This is a genomic window from Ulvibacter sp. MAR_2010_11 (assembly GCF_002813135.1).
Classification (GTDB): domain Bacteria; phylum Bacteroidota; class Bacteroidia; order Flavobacteriales; family Flavobacteriaceae; genus Altibacter.
This window is the reverse complement of record NZ_PHTY01000001.1, coordinates 2,687,501-2,703,880: the sequence shown is the minus strand read 5'-3', so window position 1 is coordinate 2,703,880 and position 16,380 is coordinate 2,687,501. Positions and strand designations below refer to the sequence as shown.

Genomic DNA, 16,380 nt, shown 5'->3' with positions numbered 1-16,380 from the left:
TAGTAAATTTAAATAAATACACCGACTTGCAGTTAAAAATATCCTATTAAATGACTAGATATTTTGTTTTTATTGGCATTATTAGCACCTCGTAGCATTGCTCTTTCGCCCTCAGTAATTTAGGCTGAAATCACAATCCTGCATGACGTCTCACTATTTTGACAATTTTAAATACTGGATGGCATTGATCTTACCGTGGCTTTTCACTGAATTAACAAATCAATTCTTCAAAAATCGAAACGAGGTGTAACATTTATTTAAATTGTTCTACAAATATATTGCAACCTCAAAATCAATTAAAAATGGAAGTCATCAATCACACCACAAAACGTACCGATACCAATTTATTGGTAATCACTCATCTTTCACAATTGTTGGGATATGTTATCGGATTTGGAAGCTTAATCGTTCCTTTAATTATTTGGCTTTCAAGCAAGGAAAAAGTAGAAGGCATGGATGTACACGGAAAATCCATTGTCAATTTTCAGATTAGTCTGCTTTTGTATATTGTAATTAGCATTCCGGCAATTCTGCTATTGGGCCTGGGACTTTTAATGCTTATTGGCGTTTGTCTGCTCGGTTTCATCATGCCAATTGTTAACGCAATACGTGCGAGTAACGGTGAAGCTCCCAACGAGTTTATGACCATTCGGTTTATTTCGTAAATTAAAATGAAGTGGGGGTCTAGTCCCTAATTCATCCCCGCTTTTTTTATTTTTTTTATAAATAAGTTACATATTTGTGAAACAATTAATCAATAAAAAAAAGAAGTTATGACCTACAAATTGTTTACCAAAGTTGAAAACGCAAGCATTCTTAATGTACGTAAGCTGTTATTCGTTTTTACATTAATCCTAGGAGGAACACTGTTTGCTCAGGATACTGCTAAAAAAGGAGTTTTTAAATTTGAGACAGAAGTTATCGACTATGGTACCATTAATCAGAATTCAGACGGGGTTCGTTCATTTAAATTTACAAATGTAGGAAATGCTCCCATAGTTATAACAGGCGTTAAAGGTAGTTGTGGCTGTACGGTCCCTACAAAACCTGAAGGTGCTATCATGCCGGGCGAATCTGCCGAAATAGGTGTAAAATATGCAACCGATAGAATTGGGGCTTTTTCAAAAACAGTAACCGTTACTTCCAATGCCAGTAAAGAAACCGTTCTTTTAACCATAAAAGGAAATGTGCTTGCCGGGAAATCTGATAGCGACGAATCTAAAAAAGTACAATAATGTATAACATATTGCTATGAAATAAAAAATCCCGCCTGTTGGCGGGATTTTTTGCTTAAAGCTTAAAGCGCTTCAATTAATTATTCAACATTACTGGCATCACCAACATAGTAACTTGCTCTCCTTCGTCTAACCCATCAATAGGAGTTAAAATTCCTGCGCGGTTAGGTAAAGACATTTCCAAAGAAACTTCATCACTTGTTAGATTGTTCAGCATTTCTGTTAAGAAACGAGAGTTGAAACCTATTTGCATGTCGTCTCCTTGATAATCACAGGTAAGACGCTCTTCGGCCTTATTACTGTAGTCAATATCTTCGGCCGAGATATTTAATTCGGCTCCCGCTATTTTTAATCGAATTTGATGTGTTGTCTTATTTGAAAAGATAGAAACACGACGCACACTGTTTAAAAATTGGTTGCGGTCAATGCTTAATTTATTCGGATTTTCCTTCGGAATTACAGCTTCGTAATTAGGATATTTGCCGTCAATAAGGCGACAAATCATTTCGGTACCGTCAAAGGTAAATTTCGCGTTGCTTTCGTTGTATTCTATAGTGACTTCGTCTTCGCTACCTGCCAAAATACCTTTCAGTAAATTCAAAGGCTTTTTCGGCATAATAAATTCGGCAGTCTGAGAGGCAGAAACATCTTCCCTGGTGTATTTAACCAGTTTGTGAGCATCGGTAGCTACAAAGGTAAGTCCGTCTGTAGAAAACTGAAAAAACACCCCGCTCATTACAGGTCTCAAATCATCATTTCCACTGGCAAAAATGGTTTTACTAATGGCTGTTGCCAGAATATCTCCCTGAATCTTTGTGGAACTTGGGTCTTTTAATTCTACCGCACTCGGAAATTCTTCTCCGTTGGCATAGGCAAGTGCATATTTCCCGTGATTTGAACTAATTTCTACAGTATTATTGTCTTCTATGGTGAAAGTAAGCGGTTGTTCCGGAAATGTTTTCAGCGTATCCAACAGTAAACGGGCCGGAATACACACGTTTCCTTTTTCACTGCTTTCTACATCTAATTTCGAAGAGATAGTTGTTTCCAGGTCGGATGCCGAAACAATTAGTTTCTTTCCGTTTAAGTTAAATAAGAAGTTATCTAAAATGGGAAGGGTATTGTTGCTGTTAATGATGCCTCCAAGAACCTGTAATTGTCTTAATAAATACGAACTCGATACGATGAATTTCATTGAATCTTTTTTATAAAATTGGGTTTTTCCTGCCACTTCAATGAGAAGCAGCCTAACTACAAATATATTTCAATTGAGACGTTTGTGAAAACTAACTTATTAACAACTAACGGGCGTATTTTCGCTTCCGAATGTATTGAAAGAAAATTCCGAAAATTGCCAATAATACCAACGGTAGCAGGATATTAACGAGTTGCCATTGGGTGCGTTTTTCGATGGTTTTTTGAGGATCTAAAAATGGGACGGCAATTTCCTTACTTCGAATGTTTATAAGTCCGCTATCGTCCAACAGATAATTGACCGTATTCAGCAAAAATTCCTTGTTTCCGTAGAAGGCGTTGGTACGTTTGTCGAAACCTAATTCTAACGGCCTATTTCGGTCAAACTGATTGATGATGATATCACCATCACTTATCACAACCATCTTTGTAGGGGTGCTTTGACTCTTATCTTTTTCTGAAAGGGAAAAGGGTTTTACTCTGTTGGTGAACACCGAAGGAAACTCCCCTTCCAGCAGTACAGCCATAGGCGTTTCTTCTGAAGTATAATCGGAAGGATCCGGGCCTTCATTTACTATTTTTAAATTCTTCGGAATCTCTATATCAAAATCAATTTCAACGGGTAATCCCACAATCTTGGTAATGGGAGAGGAGGACAACAGTATTGTTTTTTGAAGCGAATTTGGCAAAGTATCAATTCCACTTACATAATCAAATTTTACAGCTTCTATGTTGGTTACAATTGGATGATCGCTCCCGCTGGCGCTCAATGGATTGTAAAACCAAGGATATCTATTAAACTGTGCCTCATTTTCATTCCCTGTAGCCAATACAATAGGAGCCGAATAAACGTCTTTAATCAGATTGGGGTTAATGCGCAGCCCGTATTTAAAAAAGAAGTCGTTTAGATTCAAATCTTTTCCGAAGACAAAAGACTTGCCTGAGGTTGTATCTTGTTGCATCTCGGTGGCGTCTACCAGCCATAAAGAAGCACCGCCGTGCATGGTATACTGATCTAAAATATATTTTTCTGAATCTGAAAAAGCTTCAGTAGGTTTGGCTGCTACAATAAGATCGAAAGTTTTTATTTGCTCCAATGTTCTTTGTGGATTCACGGCAGCCGAATCCAGAGTGAACGGCGCTATAAAGTAATAATCCCGAAGCGTCGCAAAAAAGTCGGCTATATAACGGTCGTCCAACTCTCCATTGCCTTTTAAAACAGCAACTTTTCGTTTTTTAGGATGTACCAGTTTGTTAAATCCGTCCGCAAAGGCATATTCCAGATTCTGAATGGAATTATTCACACGTTCTTCGGAAGTGGTTCCTAACTGATTTTTAAGCAAGGAAATTTTTACTGTTTTTTCGTTGTAATAGGCGAGTGCCCAGGGATAAACCAATTCGGTGCTAATTTTACCGTTTTCTTTTACCTCTACCTGAGCAGCTGTTAGGCCATAACCTGCCATTTGCTGCTGAATTGCTTGCGGATTTTCTTCGCCTTCCAACGGATTGATAAACTCGAATTTTACATTCGAATTAAAGGCTGCAAACTCCTCTAACAATTGTCGTGTTTCAAGCTGAAGTCGGCGAAACTCAGGTGGAAAGTTGCCTTCTAAAAACACATCGATTACGATGGGAGAATCTACTTCTTCAACCGTTTCCTTGGCTGCTTCGGAAAGGGTATAACGTTTGTCCTGTGTAAGATCGAAGCGTTTGTAAATATAGCTTCCCAGAACATTCAGAAGGACTAATCCCAGCAGGACGAGAGCAAAATTTCGGATATGTGTTGTTTTATTTTTCACTAGTGCTTCCGAAGTTTTAAAACCGTCAATGCTATAAAAAATACCGCTATGCTTACAAAATAAATACAATCGCGAGTGTCCAACACCCCTCTTGAAACACTGTCGAAATGGGCTTTCATACCAAAATTTTCGATGGGAAAGGTTGTGATAAGTGTTGCCAATCCTTCAAATCCGAAATACAAGGCAAAACACAGAAACACAGCACTAATAAAAGCCACAATCTGATTTGAGGATAGGGTAGAAGCAAACACTCCAATTGCAGTATATGCTACTACTAAAAAAAGCAAGCCAATGTAGGATCCAACTGTGCTTCCCACGTCCCAATTTCCGGCCGGATTCCCAAGCTCTGAAATTGTTAGGATATAAAGCAGTGTTGGGAGTAAGGCAATGAGAATAAGTAGTACAGCGCCCAAATATTTTCCAAGAACAATACTGCGTAAGGATATGGGCTTTGTGAGTAATAGTTCCAAGGTGCCCATTTTCTTTTCGTCACTAAAGGCACGCATAGTTACTGCCGGAATAAGGAATAAGAGTACCCAAGGAGCCAATTCAAAAAAAGCCGATAAATCGGCAAAACCGGCATCGAGAATATTATAATTTCCTCCAAAAACCCAAAGGAATAAGCCGTTGATAACCAAAAAAACCGCAATTACCAGATATCCGATTGGACTGGCAAAAAAGGCATTTATTTCTCTTTTTACAATTGCTAGCATTCAGTTTTATTAAGTCAGAGTGTACAATGTATCTACACTCCAGGCTTGTGCTTTAGAACGAAACATGGGTTTTGTTGTTGCCCAGACTTCTTTGAATAATTCGCTGTTACGGTAATTTTCCAAATCTGCTTCTGCATCCCATTTGCTGTATGTGAAATAGATAGTTGCATCTGCTTTATCACAATACAACTCCAAAAAACGACAGCCCGGAAAATTTCGAATTTTTTCTTTAACGATTTCAAAATTAGCCAAAAATGCAGGAATCTCTTCTTCTTTAAATTCCATTTTTACAATTCTAGTAAACATAACAAAGATTAAAGGTTGCTGAGCGAAGCCGAGGTAAAATTTTTACAATTCTTGTGAACATTGGTGTCGATTAATTTGAAGTGTTTTGACTTTATTCAAAATTTACAGTGATGGTATCTCTATATGCCAATCCGAATAGGGTCGAAGCACTTCCCACTGTGGATGGATTGCTTTTATAAATTGCGATTTCTAAATACCCGGAAGAATTCCAAAGGGCTAATTTCTTACCATCTTCTTCACGTTTTTCGGAAGGTAATTCAAAATTGATGGCATCGCTGTAATGTGTATGTACTTTTGTGAAATTTGCAGTCCGCGCAGTAATTTTAAAATTGCGCCCTTTGCCAATCTCCTCGAACAAGGATTTGGTGATGTTGCTAATTACATTTCCGTAATTGTCTATATAAATTACATTTCCAATTACTTGGTTCGCTTCCGAGTTTACCACCGGGCGTATTCCTGTTAATTCTTTAATTTTTGAAATAGTTTTGCCAATAACTTCTAAAGTCCCGCCACGCGCCAAATGGCAAGCCACTTTTACAAACACGTCGAGAACCGGAAAGTTACTGCTAACGCGATCGTGGATGTTGATTTCCACAATTTTGTCGGGTTTTATTTCTGAAGCCAACATCGAAATGATACCGTTATTGGCACATACAAAGTAATGTCCGTCCAAATACACGGCAATATGTTTGTTTTCAGGATTGAGTTCGCTGTCAATTCCTATTATATGAATGGTGCCTTCGGGAAAACTTCGATAGGCATTCTGAATAATGTAGGCAGCTTCGGTAAGGTGAAAAGGTGAAATTGAATGCGAGATATCAACAATTCGAATGGACTCCAGTTCGGTGTAAATTGCTCCTTTTACCGCACCCGCAAAGTGATCTTTCTCTCCAAAATCGGTAGTAAGGGTTATGATAGACATGGGCTAATTGTTGATATTTTGTTTCTGAAATTACCACAAAAATAGGTTACTTTTGTCAGTAGCAAAACTATTTTTGCAATGTATTCATAATTTTAATTATCCCGCTTTTGAACGAACTCATTATCGAATTAACCGAAATCAGTCCCCGAGAATTCTTCGGTCTGCAAAACGCAAATATTGACCTTTTAAAAAAATACTTTCCTAAACTGAAACTGGTCGCCAGAGGCAGTAAAATAAAAGCCTACGGCGATGAGGAAGTACTCGAAGAGTTCGACCGACGTATTACGATGTTGCTGGAACATTTTGGGACCTATAACAAAATCGACGAGAACGTTATTGAACGAATTCTGTTAAGTCGCAGCAAGGACGAATATGAGACTTCTGTTAGTAGCGGAGACGTTTTGGTACATGGAGTAAGCGGAAAACTTATTAAAGCACAAACCGCTAACCAACGGAAGTTGGTTGAAAAAATGCAGGCAAACGATATGGTTTTTGCTGTGGGACCTGCAGGTACCGGAAAAACCTATACAGGAGTTGCGCTGGCCGTTAAAGCCTTAAAAGAAAAGCAAGTTAAACGAATTATACTTACACGTCCGGCAGTTGAAGCAGGAGAGAACTTAGGTTTCCTTCCCGGAGATTTAAAGGAAAAACTGGATCCTTATATGCAGCCGCTGTACGATGCGCTGCGTGATATGATTCCGTTTGAAAAGCTGGAATCGTACATCGAAAACGGAACCATTCAAATAGCACCTTTGGCATTTATGAGAGGTAGAACGCTCGACAATGCCTTTGTGATTCTGGATGAAGCACAAAACACTACACATGCCCAGATGAAAATGTTTTTAACCCGTATGGGTAAAAACGCCAAATTTATGATTACCGGCGATCCGGGACAGATAGATTTACCTCGTAGGGTTATTTCTGGATTAAAAGAAGCACTTTTGGTACTGAAAGATGTAAATGGAGTGGCAATGATTTATTTGGACGATAAAGACGTACTTCGTCATCGTTTGGTAAAAGAAGTAATTGCGGCCTATAAAAATATTGAAAACGTAGATTAAGGAATGAGTAATACGATTACATCCACTAATTTTAATTTTCCGGGACAAAAGGCTGTATATCACGGAAAGGTACGTGAAGTCTATACCTTGGAAAATGATGTGTTGGTAATGGTCGCAACAGACAGATTAAGTGCTTTCGATGTTGTAATGCCAAAAGGAATTCCTTATAAAGGTCAAATCTTAAATCAGATTGCAACCAAAATGATGCGGGATACCGAAGATTTAGTTCCCAATTGGTTAACTGCAACCCCCGATCCTAATGTCGCAGTTGGGGAAGCCTGCGACCCCTTTAAAGTTGAAATGGTAATAAGAGGCTATTTGAGCGGTCACGCTGCAAGGGAATACAAAGCCGGAAAGCGCATTTTATGCGGAGTTGCCATGCCGGAAGGGATGATTGAAAATGATAAATTCCCGGAGCCTATTATTACACCTGCTACAAAAGCCGAAGCCGGGGATCATGATGAGGATATTTCGAGAGAGGATATTTTAAAACGAGGAATTGTTTCTGAAGCCGATTACCTTCAGTTGGAAGACTACACTCGAAAATTATTTCAGCGTGGCACAGAAATAGCAGCCTCACGCGGATTGATTTTGGTAGACACCAAATACGAATTCGGAAAAACAAAGGACGGCAAAGTTATATTAATTGATGAGATTCATACTCCGGATTCTTCCCGTTATTTTTATGCTGAAGGCTATTCAGAGAGGCAAGCAAAGGGCGAAGCTCAAAAGCAGCTTTCCAAAGAGTTTGTACGTCAATGGTTGATACAAAATGGCTTTCAAGGTCTGGAAGGACAGCAAGTCCCCTTTATGAGCGATGAATATATTGAAACTGTTTCAGAAAGATATATAGAGCTCTACGAAAATATTACAGGAGAAAAATTTGTAAAAGCCGAAACTTCAAATATCCTTGATCGCATCGAAGCGAACGTTACCGAGTACTTAAAAGCCTAGCTTATTTCTTTTCTTTAAAATTAAAGCTGTGCACGTATCCTAAACTCAGTTCAGTATAATCGGCCTGCCCCAAATTGGCGTTTATATAAATTCCCAGATAGAGATTATTTTTCGGCGCCGTATGAGTTCCCAATAAATAGTATTTAAGTCCGAGACGCGAAGAGATAAGACTTTTCATTTTGTATTTACTGTCAAACTCCCCTACCATCCACCACTCCGGAATATCAACAGGTGTATAATCCCATCCTTGATTGATACGCCAATCTATTTTATATCCGGGTTTGTGCAGGTTAACGCCTAGCTGTAAATCAATTCCTATATGATTTAATAAAACTTCCGCATTTACTGAAATTCCAAGATTTGAAGCATTCCATCCCGGGTTTTCTTTAAAGGACTCGAATTCCCTTCCGTCTTGAACCAATGAAAAGTTGCCGTGAATGTAATCGTAATAGTGTTCGTAATATCTATAATACATTCCAACACCCAACTTCCATGTATTATTAAACACCTTACCATATTCTCCTGAAAAAGTATAGATGTCTTTCTTATCATTAAAGGATAATGCCAACACATTTTCGCCATAACCCGAGCGCAAGGAAAAATAGGAATAGCTTGTGTTATTGAATGTCTTTGATGGGATCTCATTTTCTGAATTCTTCGGAAGTGTTGTATTCTTTAAAACGGCCGAAACACTGAATAAAAAGGAATTATACCCCTGATTGGGAAGTTTTGTATGTCCGTTGGAATGATGTGAATACCCTCCACCCAAACGCCAGTCAATTTTTTCGGTTTTCAGAAATTTATAATACATAAATACCCTGAAAGACCAGTTTAAATCGGTAGATACTGCCTGGTTGTTGAAATTGGTCAATGAATCGTATTTTTTTGTAAAATAGGAAACCCCGGTTCCAACCTGTACGGTTAGATTTTCCTTTTTAAAAGCCGCAAATTCAATAAAAGGCATTATTGTGAAGGCACCGCCCAAACTGTCCTTAGCGCCAAAATCGGTATAGCCAAAATACAAGCCGGTTCTGGGGCCTTTAAGTCGTTGTGCCCATTCCTGCCGATTATCTTGCTGATTCCATCCCAGACTAACTCCAAACTGTGTTTGTGGATTTCGCTCGGGGAAATTTGAATTGGGTTCGGGTGTGTAACCCAGCATCACTTCGGGAGTGATTACTATATCTTGAGTATTGGTAATATCTTCCTTCTCCTGTGCAAAGAGGCAATACGTAAATAATAGCAATAAGTATGTAAGCTTGTTGGTCATTTAGCACCGCAAGTAACAATTTCTCTTCTAATTTTAAAAATTTTAGTTTTACATTCGTTAACTAAATATAGCTTACAGTTTGAAAATTTTCGACGAATTTATCGCACAAGTAGCCTCCTACGCCTGGGGTCTTCCTCTATTAATTTTACTTATCGGTGGTGGGTTATTTTTAATTTTTAAAATTCAATTCTTGCCTTTTCGATATTTAGGGCATGCTGTTGCAGTTTTACGCGGTAAATACGATAAGGAAAGCGATTCGGGAGAAATAACTCATTTTCAAGCGCTTACAACTGCGCTTTCAGCAACTGTTGGTATGGGAAATATTGCCGGAGTTGCTGTGGCCATTGCCATTGGGGGTCCGGGAGCAGTTTTTTGGATGTGGGTGAGTGCGGTCATTGGGATGTCTACCAAATTTTTTACAGCTTCCCTTGCTGTAATGTATAGGGGAAAGGACAGTAACGGAGATATTCAGGGCGGTCCCATGTATTTTATAACTGAAGGACTCGGAAAAAACTGGAAATTTTTGGCGGTATTTTTTAGTATTTCGGGACTTATTGGAGCACTTCCGGTGTTTAACGTAAATCAATTAACCCAGGCCATAAACGATATTTTATTAAAACCTGCAGGCTTATACACAGGGCTATCCAGTAACATCGTTGTTGGATTGGTATTAGCCACTATAACGGCATTTGTTATATTGGGAGGACTCTCCAGAATTAGTAAAACTGCGTCTAAAATGGTTCCGGCGATGGTGATTTTATATTTCGTTCTGGTAGTAATCATTCTAGGTGTTCATATTGATGTGGTTCCCGGATATTTGAAACTAATTTTCACGGATGCTTTTTCTGCTTCTTTTTTTGAAGGTGACACCTTCTTAGGGGGTGTAGTTGGTGGTTTAATTCTTTTGGGAATAAGGCGAGGTGCATTTTCTAACGAAGCTGGTATTGGTACAGCACCAATGGCTCACGGAGCTGCAAAGACCAACGAACCCATTCGGGAAGGATTGGTTGCCATGTTGGGACCGGCAATCGATACCCTTATTATTTGTACACTCACTGCATTGGCCATTCTCGTAACCGGAGTTTGGGAGTCCAGTGAAGCAAACGGGGTGAGTTTGACGGCGAACGCATTTTCTGAGGCTATTCCTGTGTATGGAAAATATGCCTTATTACTCTGCATTATTGTATTTAGTATTTCTTCACTGTTTTCTTATTCGTACTACGGAACAAAATGTATGTCGTTTTTGTTCGGGGCTAAGCATAAATTTATTTACAATTATTTTTACATAGCAAGTATTATTATGGGCGCTGTCACTTCTTTGAGTATGATGATTAACCTGATTGATACTTTCTTTGCATTCATGGCGATTCCTACAATGACAGCTACTATTTTACTGTCATCCAGAGTGGTTAAAGAGGCAAAGATTTATTTTGGCAAGCTGAAAAAACCCTAATGCAAACTGTCCAGTTTCTGCTGAAGCATTGCCGTGAAGGTTGCAGCTCCATCCGGATTTAAATGACTCTCGTTCCAATAGTGCCTTACTTTAAAATGAAGTGTATCTTCTTCGGTATTCAGAAAATGGACATTCGAATATTTCACTGCCACATGCGTTAAAACACTATCACGACGCTGCAATATTTCAGAATTTCTTTGAGGTAAATAGGCTTTGTACATTGGGGTCTGACAAATAATAACGTTTAGGTGATTCGCTTTTAAATAATCCAACAGTTCATAAAACAGGGCGGTATTCGTTTTGAATATTTCCGGATTGGGTTGTTTGTTAATCTTAAATCGGGGGAGGGAATCAATTTTTGCTTCATTGTAGTTTAATGTTTTAAACCTTCCTTCGTAATTCAGAGTATCGAAGCCAAAACGATTGAACGCTGCTTTTTCAGATTTGGCGATATAATGTGCATGGATTTTTTCAGAATAGAAGGCCGGAAACGACAGATAAATCAATTTGTCTTTAAAATAAGTGGTTCGTTCAAAACAATTCACGCTGTAATATTTCAGATAAACGCTGTTTTTCCAAAAATCGGGACTGTTGTGAGGTAATTCGAAGTGACTATAGGATACTTCCAGGACTATGGTGTTTAGATTGCTTAGCTTTGGAAGCAATGCTTTTAAAAGTTTGAAATCGGTATTGTGATGCTGATCTCCGGAGGCAAGATTAAGTGTAGGGTATTTCAGTAAAGCCGGATTTACGGCATTGTTTAGCTGTGAAGACCCTAAAACCAAGACTTCAACGGTATCACCCTCATCTTGAAATAAGGTTTTATTTTTTTCATATCCTGATGGAAGTTGCAGCGTGAGATATTCAATAGTCGCATATCCCAACAGAAGCGGGATGAAAAATAAGAGCAGGTATTTTATAAAATTACGTTGCATTAAAACTGAAAATATATAAAAGCTTCCTTGGGTTCGGCATATCTTATAATTAATATAATGAGGATATAATACACTGCCCACCGCGCTAGTTTTGGTAATTTGATTTCTATTTTTTGAAGCGGAAACTCCCAATTTCGGGTAGCCATTTCAGCAATAAGTAACACTACCAAATACAATAGTTTTATTCCAATTAAACTGGAAATCACAGTGTCGGGACTCAAAGTAAAAATCCGACTCAAAATTAACCATGCTTCATCTATTGATTCAGACCTAAAAAAAACGGCCGAAATCGTAAATATCACAAACACATACATCAAGGGTATAATTCGTGGCGCCGATTGTAATTTATTAAAAAGCGTTCCCTGCTTTTTAAAAAACGGAATTCTTTCAGCAACCAAAATAAGTCCGTTAAAAACGCCAAAGGCTACAAAAGTCCAATTGGCACCATGCCAAAGTCCAACTAGGAACATCGTAATAAGCAATCCCAAAGCACGAATAAGCGCTGTAGGATGTTTGGTGTTTTTCACAAATGGAACATAGACATAATCGGTAAACCATCTGGTTAAGGTGATGTGCCATCGTTGCCATAATTCGGTGATACTCTTTGAAAGGTATGGCTGATCAAAATTTTTACTGAGTCGGAAACCAAAAAGCTTTGCAGTTCCTAAGGCGATATCGGTATAGCCCGAAAAGTCACAATACACCTGAAAGCAAAACAAAACCGAAGCAAATATCAGCATTAAACTTCCGTATCCTTCAGGGTTGGCATACACCATTGATACCGCAAGTCCGAGTTTGTCTGCCACCAGTATTTTTTTAAACAAACCCCATAGAATTTGCCGTAATCCTTCCTTGGAGGATTGTACATTAAAGGATCTTGTCATTTCAAACTGTGGCAATAATTTTTTCGCACGTTCAATTGGACCGGCCACCAATTGGGGGAAGAAACTCACAAAGCATAAAAATTCAATCAAATTATGGGTGGGTTTTATTTTATTCCGATACACATCGATGGTATAGCTCATTGTTTGGAATGTATAGAAACTAAGCCCTAAGGGAATCGCAATATTCCAGAACGAGTAGGAACTTTCAGGCAAGGTGATGGAAAATAATTCGGTAAACCCGGAAATAAAGAAACCGAAATATTTGAAGGTTACAAGTACTCCGAGATTCCAAAGAATGCTGCTCCAAAGGATTATTTTCCGAGTTGATTTTGCTGTTGTTTTTTCAAGAAACCTTCCTGCCAGATAATCTATAAGTGAGCTGACAACTAACAGAGCCAGGAATCGCCAATCCCAAAATCCGTAAAAAACATAGCTTGCAGCAAGCAGGAGGATGTTTTGGGAGACTCTTCTATTTGTACCAATACTCCAGTAGAGTACATAGACAATTACCAGAAAGAAACCGAAGTCGAACGAATTGAAAAGCACCTAGTTAGAATGTTTGTCGCTAATATAAAAAAAGGCTACCGTTTGGTAGCCCTTAATTAGTTTAGGTTATGAACACACTTATTCAAAGTAACTAAAGGACTGATCCTTTTTTATTGCGAGCAAGGATTCATATATAAGTTTGATTACATTTTCAACATCCCGTTGATGCACCATTTCGACGGTTGTGTGCATATAACGCAATGGAAGAGAGATCAAAGCACTTGCGACTCCGCCATTACTATATGCAAAAGCATCGGTGTCGGTTCCGGTTGCTCTGGATAAGGCAGCCCGCTGAAACGGAATTTTTTTCTTTTCGGCAGTAGTTACTATCAGATCCCGCAGTTTTTGTTGCACTGCAGGAGCGTAAGCAATAACAGGCCCTTCACCAATTTCGGCAAGACCTTGCTTCTTTTTGTCGATCATTGGGGTAGTGGTATCGTGTGTAACATCGGTCACTATGGCAATATTGGGTTTTATGCGCTGTGCAATCATTTCGGCACCACGCAAACCAATCTCTTCCTGCACCGAATTGGTGATATACAATCCAAAAGGAAGTTTCTTTTTGTTTTCTTTCAGAAGACGAGCTACTTCTGCAATCATAAAACCACCCATTCTGTTATCCAGGGCTCTGCAAACAAATTTATCTTTGTTAAGGATATGAAATTCGTCCGGGTAAGTAATCACACAGCCCACATGAATTCCCATGCTCAGGACTTCTTCCTTGTCCTTGGCGCCAACATCAATACAAATATTTTCAGGCTTGGGAGCTTCTTCTTTGGCCTTGTTGCGAGTGTGAATTGCAGGCCATCCAAAGACACCTTTTATGATCCCTTTTTTTGTGTGAATATTTACAATCTTGGAAGGTGCAATCTGGTGATCACTCCCGCCGTTTCTAATTACGTAAAGCAAACCGTTGTCACTAATATAGTTGACATACCATGAAATTTCATCGGCATGACCTTCAATAACAACCTTATAGGTAGCCTTCGGATTGATAACCCCTACAGCTGTTCCGTAGGTATCGGTTATAAATTCGTCCACATAAGGCTTCAGGTATTCCATCCACAACTTTTGTCCGTCCCATTCGTAACCGGTCGGGGCTGCATTGTTTAAGTATTTTTCTAAAAAAGTAAGCGATTTTTTTGTCAGAATTGATGTGGCCATAAAGTTTATTTTTCGTAAAAATCAAAATTAGTAATTAATTAATAAGCAGGCATCGCAATTTTTTTAATTTTGGAACAGTTTTAGTATTAGACTAAAACAAAAACTCAATGAAGCGTTTTTCGTATCTGTATATTATTTTTTTACTGATGGGCATCACTGCCTCCTCACAAACTATATCCAACTATTACGAGCAGGAGGGCGATAGTACTGAGGTCGTTTACTATATTATCGATGGCGATACCATTCCCAGGGAGTATATCGATTTGGACGAAGTGATTTTATTGAACAAGCTCGAATTTACTTCTAAGGAAGATCGGCACAGGTATCTTGTCTTAAGGCGTAAAACCCGAAAAGTCTATCCCTATGCCAAGTTAGCATCCGAACGACTCACCACCATGACCGAACGCTTAAAGACCATTGAGAAAAAGCGGGATAGAAAGAAATACACCAAGCGCGTTCAAAAATATGTTGAAGAAGAGTTTTCCGAAAAGCTAAAAAAACTCACTCGCACCGAAGGTCAGATTCTTGTGAAACTCATCCATCGTCAAACGGGACGTACGGCCTTTGAGTTGGTGAAGGAGTTGCGTACGGGATGGCGGGCATTTTGGTACAATACAACTGCCAATGTATTCGACATATCTATTAAAGACGAATACCGGCCCTTTTCGGTAAAAGAAGACTATCTTATTGAGGATATTTTGGAGCGTTCCTTCCAGGCAGATATTCTCGAACGACAAAAACCGGCATTTCCAATCGATTATTTAGAACTTTCCCAGCATTGGAACAAGAAGACTGTTAATAAGTAATATACTTTCTTCCTTGCGTAGCAATTTGATTTCCTTTATATTAGTAGTTCGCTCTTTTTGTTTTTGGGTGTTGCGCTTTCCTGCTAATCGCTGTAAAGCGCCGGGCTTTCCGCTCTATCCCCAATTGATTTGGGGGGATGCCACTGCAATCCCTAACACAATATGCAAACTTTTTTTTGAGTAATTGAGTCGATTTCAGGGCCTTAAAAACTGTTCATAAAAAAGATTCAAAAAATAGTAGTTTTCTTTTGGTGGAATAAAAAAAGGGGTTGTATATTTGCACCCGCTAAAACAACGAGTGACTATAAAACACGAGTTAGGATTAGGCGAGAATAATAAGAAATTTGATATCCTTTTAGTTTTTTCTTTTCTTTTTAAGGAGAGTTTACAGAGAGGTAAGTTCATTGGAATATTGAAATTGACAGCGTATGGATTACAGATGGAAACGTTTGTGATCTATATTGAATAACTAAACTAAGATAAAGACACTTGAGATTTTTTTGAGGAGAACTTTTTGGTTAATCGTATATAGCAATATTTAAGATTTAACGATGAAGAGTTTGATCCTGGCTCAGGATGAACGCTAGCGGCAGGCCTAACACATGCAAGTCGAGGGGTAACGGGGTGCTTGCACCGCCGACGACCGGCGCACGGGTGCGTAACGCGTATGCAATCTACCTTATACTGGAGTATAGCCCAGAGAAATTTGGATTAATCCTTCATAGCCTATGATCGTGGCATCACGTTCATAGTAAAGGTTACGGTATAAGATGAGCATGCGTCCTATTAGTTTGTTGGTGAGGTAACGGCTCACCAAGACTACGATAGGTAGGGGCCCTGAGAGGGGGATCCCCCACACTGGTACTGAGACACGGACCAGACTCCTACGGGAGGCAGCAGTGAGGAATATTGGACAATGGGCGAGAGCCTGATCCAGCCATGCCGCGTGCAGGAAGACTGCCCTATGGGTTGTAAACTGCTTTTATACGGGAAGAAACATCCCCTCGTGAGGGGACTTGACGGTACCGTAAGAATAAGGATCGGCTAACTCCGTGCCAGCAGCCGCGGTAATACGGAGGATCCAAGCGTTATCCGGAATCATTGGGTTTAAAGGGTCCGTAGGCGGGCAGCTAAGTCA

The 16,380-nt window shown here is 39.1% G+C and carries 15 protein-coding genes and 1 rRNA gene (1 of these 16 running past the window's edge); 7 read left to right on the top strand and 9 right to left on the bottom strand.

Annotation, left to right across the window (positions count from 1 at the left end):
* Positions 1-302: 302 nt before the first annotated feature.
* Positions 303-665, top strand: a complete 363-nt coding sequence (locus ATE92_RS12440) for a DUF4870 domain-containing protein (RefSeq protein ID WP_100804439.1) — start codon at positions 303-305, stop codon at positions 663-665.
* 108 nt (positions 666-773) lie between these two features.
* A complete protein-coding gene (locus ATE92_RS12435) occupies positions 774-1,235 on the top strand; it encodes a DUF1573 domain-containing protein (RefSeq protein ID WP_100804016.1) in 462 nt (153 codons plus the stop codon).
* A gap of 76 nt (positions 1,236-1,311) precedes the next feature.
* On the opposite strand, the gene dnaN is transcribed toward ATE92_RS12435, so the two are convergent.
* From dnaN to ATE92_RS12410, 5 genes are all read right to left on the bottom strand, one after another.
* Positions 1,312-2,430 (bottom strand): DNA polymerase III subunit beta, encoded by a 1,119-nt coding sequence (gene dnaN / locus ATE92_RS12430; RefSeq protein ID WP_100804438.1) that lies wholly within the window; start codon positions 2,428-2,430, stop codon positions 1,312-1,314.
* A 106-nt stretch (positions 2,431-2,536) separates the two neighbouring features.
* Positions 2,537-4,228, bottom strand: a complete 1,692-nt coding sequence (gldG, locus tag ATE92_RS12425) for a gliding motility-associated ABC transporter substrate-binding protein GldG (RefSeq protein WP_100804015.1) — start codon at positions 4,226-4,228, stop codon at positions 2,537-2,539.
* Positions 4,228-4,941 carry a gliding motility-associated ABC transporter permease subunit GldF gene (gldF, locus tag ATE92_RS12420; RefSeq protein WP_100804014.1) on the bottom strand — a complete coding sequence of 238 codons (714 nt, stop codon included), beginning with the start codon at positions 4,939-4,941 and terminating at the stop codon, positions 4,228-4,230. The genes gldG and gldF overlap by 1 nt, the downstream gene beginning before the upstream one ends.
* A gap of 9 nt (positions 4,942-4,950) precedes the next feature.
* Positions 4,951-5,247, bottom strand: a complete 297-nt coding sequence (locus ATE92_RS12415; RefSeq protein ID WP_100804013.1) for a putative quinol monooxygenase — start codon at positions 5,245-5,247, stop codon at positions 4,951-4,953.
* 91 nt (positions 5,248-5,338) lie between these two features.
* The gene (locus ATE92_RS12410; RefSeq protein WP_100804012.1) at positions 5,339-6,169 is read right to left on the bottom strand and encodes an S-adenosyl-l-methionine hydroxide adenosyltransferase family protein; all 831 of its coding nucleotides are present in this window, start codon (positions 6,167-6,169) and stop codon (positions 5,339-5,341) included.
* Positions 6,170-6,276: 107 nt separating this feature from the next.
* Between ATE92_RS12410 and ATE92_RS12405 the strand changes: the two genes are divergently transcribed.
* Positions 6,277-7,230 carry a PhoH family protein gene (locus ATE92_RS12405; RefSeq protein WP_100804011.1) on the top strand — a complete coding sequence of 318 codons (954 nt, stop codon included), beginning with the start codon at positions 6,277-6,279 and terminating at the stop codon, positions 7,228-7,230.
* 3 nt (positions 7,231-7,233) lie between these two features.
* Positions 7,234-8,184, top strand: coding sequence for a phosphoribosylaminoimidazolesuccinocarboxamide synthase (locus tag ATE92_RS12400; protein WP_100804010.1), 951 nt, complete (start codon positions 7,234-7,236; stop codon positions 8,182-8,184).
* Between the two features lies 1 nt (position 8,185).
* Here the strand turns inward: ATE92_RS12400 and ATE92_RS12395 are convergent, their stop codons facing one another.
* Complete coding sequence (locus ATE92_RS12395; protein ID WP_100804009.1) at positions 8,186-9,454, bottom strand: acyloxyacyl hydrolase; 1,269 nt, start codon at positions 9,452-9,454, stop codon at positions 8,186-8,188.
* A gap of 79 nt (positions 9,455-9,533) precedes the next feature.
* On the opposite strand from ATE92_RS12395, the gene ATE92_RS12390 reads away from it, so the two are divergent.
* Positions 9,534-10,907 carry a sodium:alanine symporter family protein gene (locus ATE92_RS12390; protein WP_100804008.1) on the top strand — a complete coding sequence of 458 codons (1,374 nt, stop codon included), beginning with the start codon at positions 9,534-9,536 and terminating at the stop codon, positions 10,905-10,907.
* Here the strand turns inward: ATE92_RS12390 and ATE92_RS12385 are convergent.
* From ATE92_RS12385 to ATE92_RS12375, 3 genes are all read right to left on the bottom strand, one after another.
* Positions 10,904-11,842 (bottom strand): hypothetical protein, encoded by a 939-nt coding sequence (locus ATE92_RS12385; protein ID WP_100804007.1) that lies wholly within the window; start codon positions 11,840-11,842, stop codon positions 10,904-10,906. The two genes, ATE92_RS12390 and ATE92_RS12385, sit on opposite strands and share 4 nt — an antisense overlap.
* Positions 11,842-13,272 (bottom strand): MBOAT family protein, encoded by a 1,431-nt coding sequence (locus ATE92_RS12380; RefSeq protein ID WP_100804006.1) that lies wholly within the window; start codon positions 13,270-13,272, stop codon positions 11,842-11,844. Before ATE92_RS12380 ends, ATE92_RS12385 begins: the two co-directional genes overlap by 1 nt.
* A gap of 78 nt (positions 13,273-13,350) precedes the next feature.
* Complete coding sequence (locus ATE92_RS12375; RefSeq protein ID WP_100804005.1) at positions 13,351-14,436, bottom strand: M42 family metallopeptidase; 1,086 nt, start codon at positions 14,434-14,436, stop codon at positions 13,351-13,353.
* 107 nt (positions 14,437-14,543) lie between these two features.
* On the opposite strand from ATE92_RS12375, the gene ATE92_RS12370 reads away from it, so the two are divergent.
* Positions 14,544-15,242: a DUF4294 domain-containing protein gene (locus ATE92_RS12370; RefSeq protein WP_100804004.1), complete on the top strand. Its 699-nt coding sequence runs from the start codon at positions 14,544-14,546 to the stop codon at positions 15,240-15,242.
* Between the two features lie 548 nt (positions 15,243-15,790).
* A 16S ribosomal RNA gene (locus ATE92_RS12365) occupies positions 15,791-16,380 on the top strand; it runs 928 nt beyond the window's last position.

Coding starts and splice junctions, on each gene's coding strand:
- ATE92_RS12370 (WP_100804004.1), top strand. CDS start 14,544: ATGAAGCGTTTTTCGTATCTGTATATTATTTTTTTACTGATGGGCATC.
- ATE92_RS12410 (WP_100804012.1), bottom strand. CDS start 6,169: ATGTCTATCATAACCCTTACTACCGATTTTGGAGAGAAAGATCACTTT.
- ATE92_RS12415 (WP_100804013.1), bottom strand. CDS start 5,247: ATGTTTACTAGAATTGTAAAAATGGAATTTAAAGAAGAAGAGATTCCT.
- ATE92_RS12435 (WP_100804016.1), top strand. CDS start 774: ATGACCTACAAATTGTTTACCAAAGTTGAAAACGCAAGCATTCTTAAT.
- dnaN (WP_100804438.1), bottom strand. CDS start 2,430: ATGAAATTCATCGTATCGAGTTCGTATTTATTAAGACAATTACAGGTT.
- ATE92_RS12375 (WP_100804005.1), bottom strand. CDS start 14,436: ATGGCCACATCAATTCTGACAAAAAAATCGCTTACTTTTTTAGAAAAA.
- ATE92_RS12395 (WP_100804009.1), bottom strand. CDS start 9,454: ATGACCAACAAGCTTACATACTTATTGCTATTATTTACGTATTGCCTC.
- gldF (WP_100804014.1), bottom strand. CDS start 4,941: ATGCTAGCAATTGTAAAAAGAGAAATAAATGCCTTTTTTGCCAGTCCA.
- ATE92_RS12440 (WP_100804439.1), top strand. CDS start 303: ATGGAAGTCATCAATCACACCACAAAACGTACCGATACCAATTTATTG.
- ATE92_RS12400 (WP_100804010.1), top strand. CDS start 7,234: ATGAGTAATACGATTACATCCACTAATTTTAATTTTCCGGGACAAAAG.
- ATE92_RS12385 (WP_100804007.1), bottom strand. CDS start 11,842: ATGCAACGTAATTTTATAAAATACCTGCTCTTATTTTTCATCCCGCTT.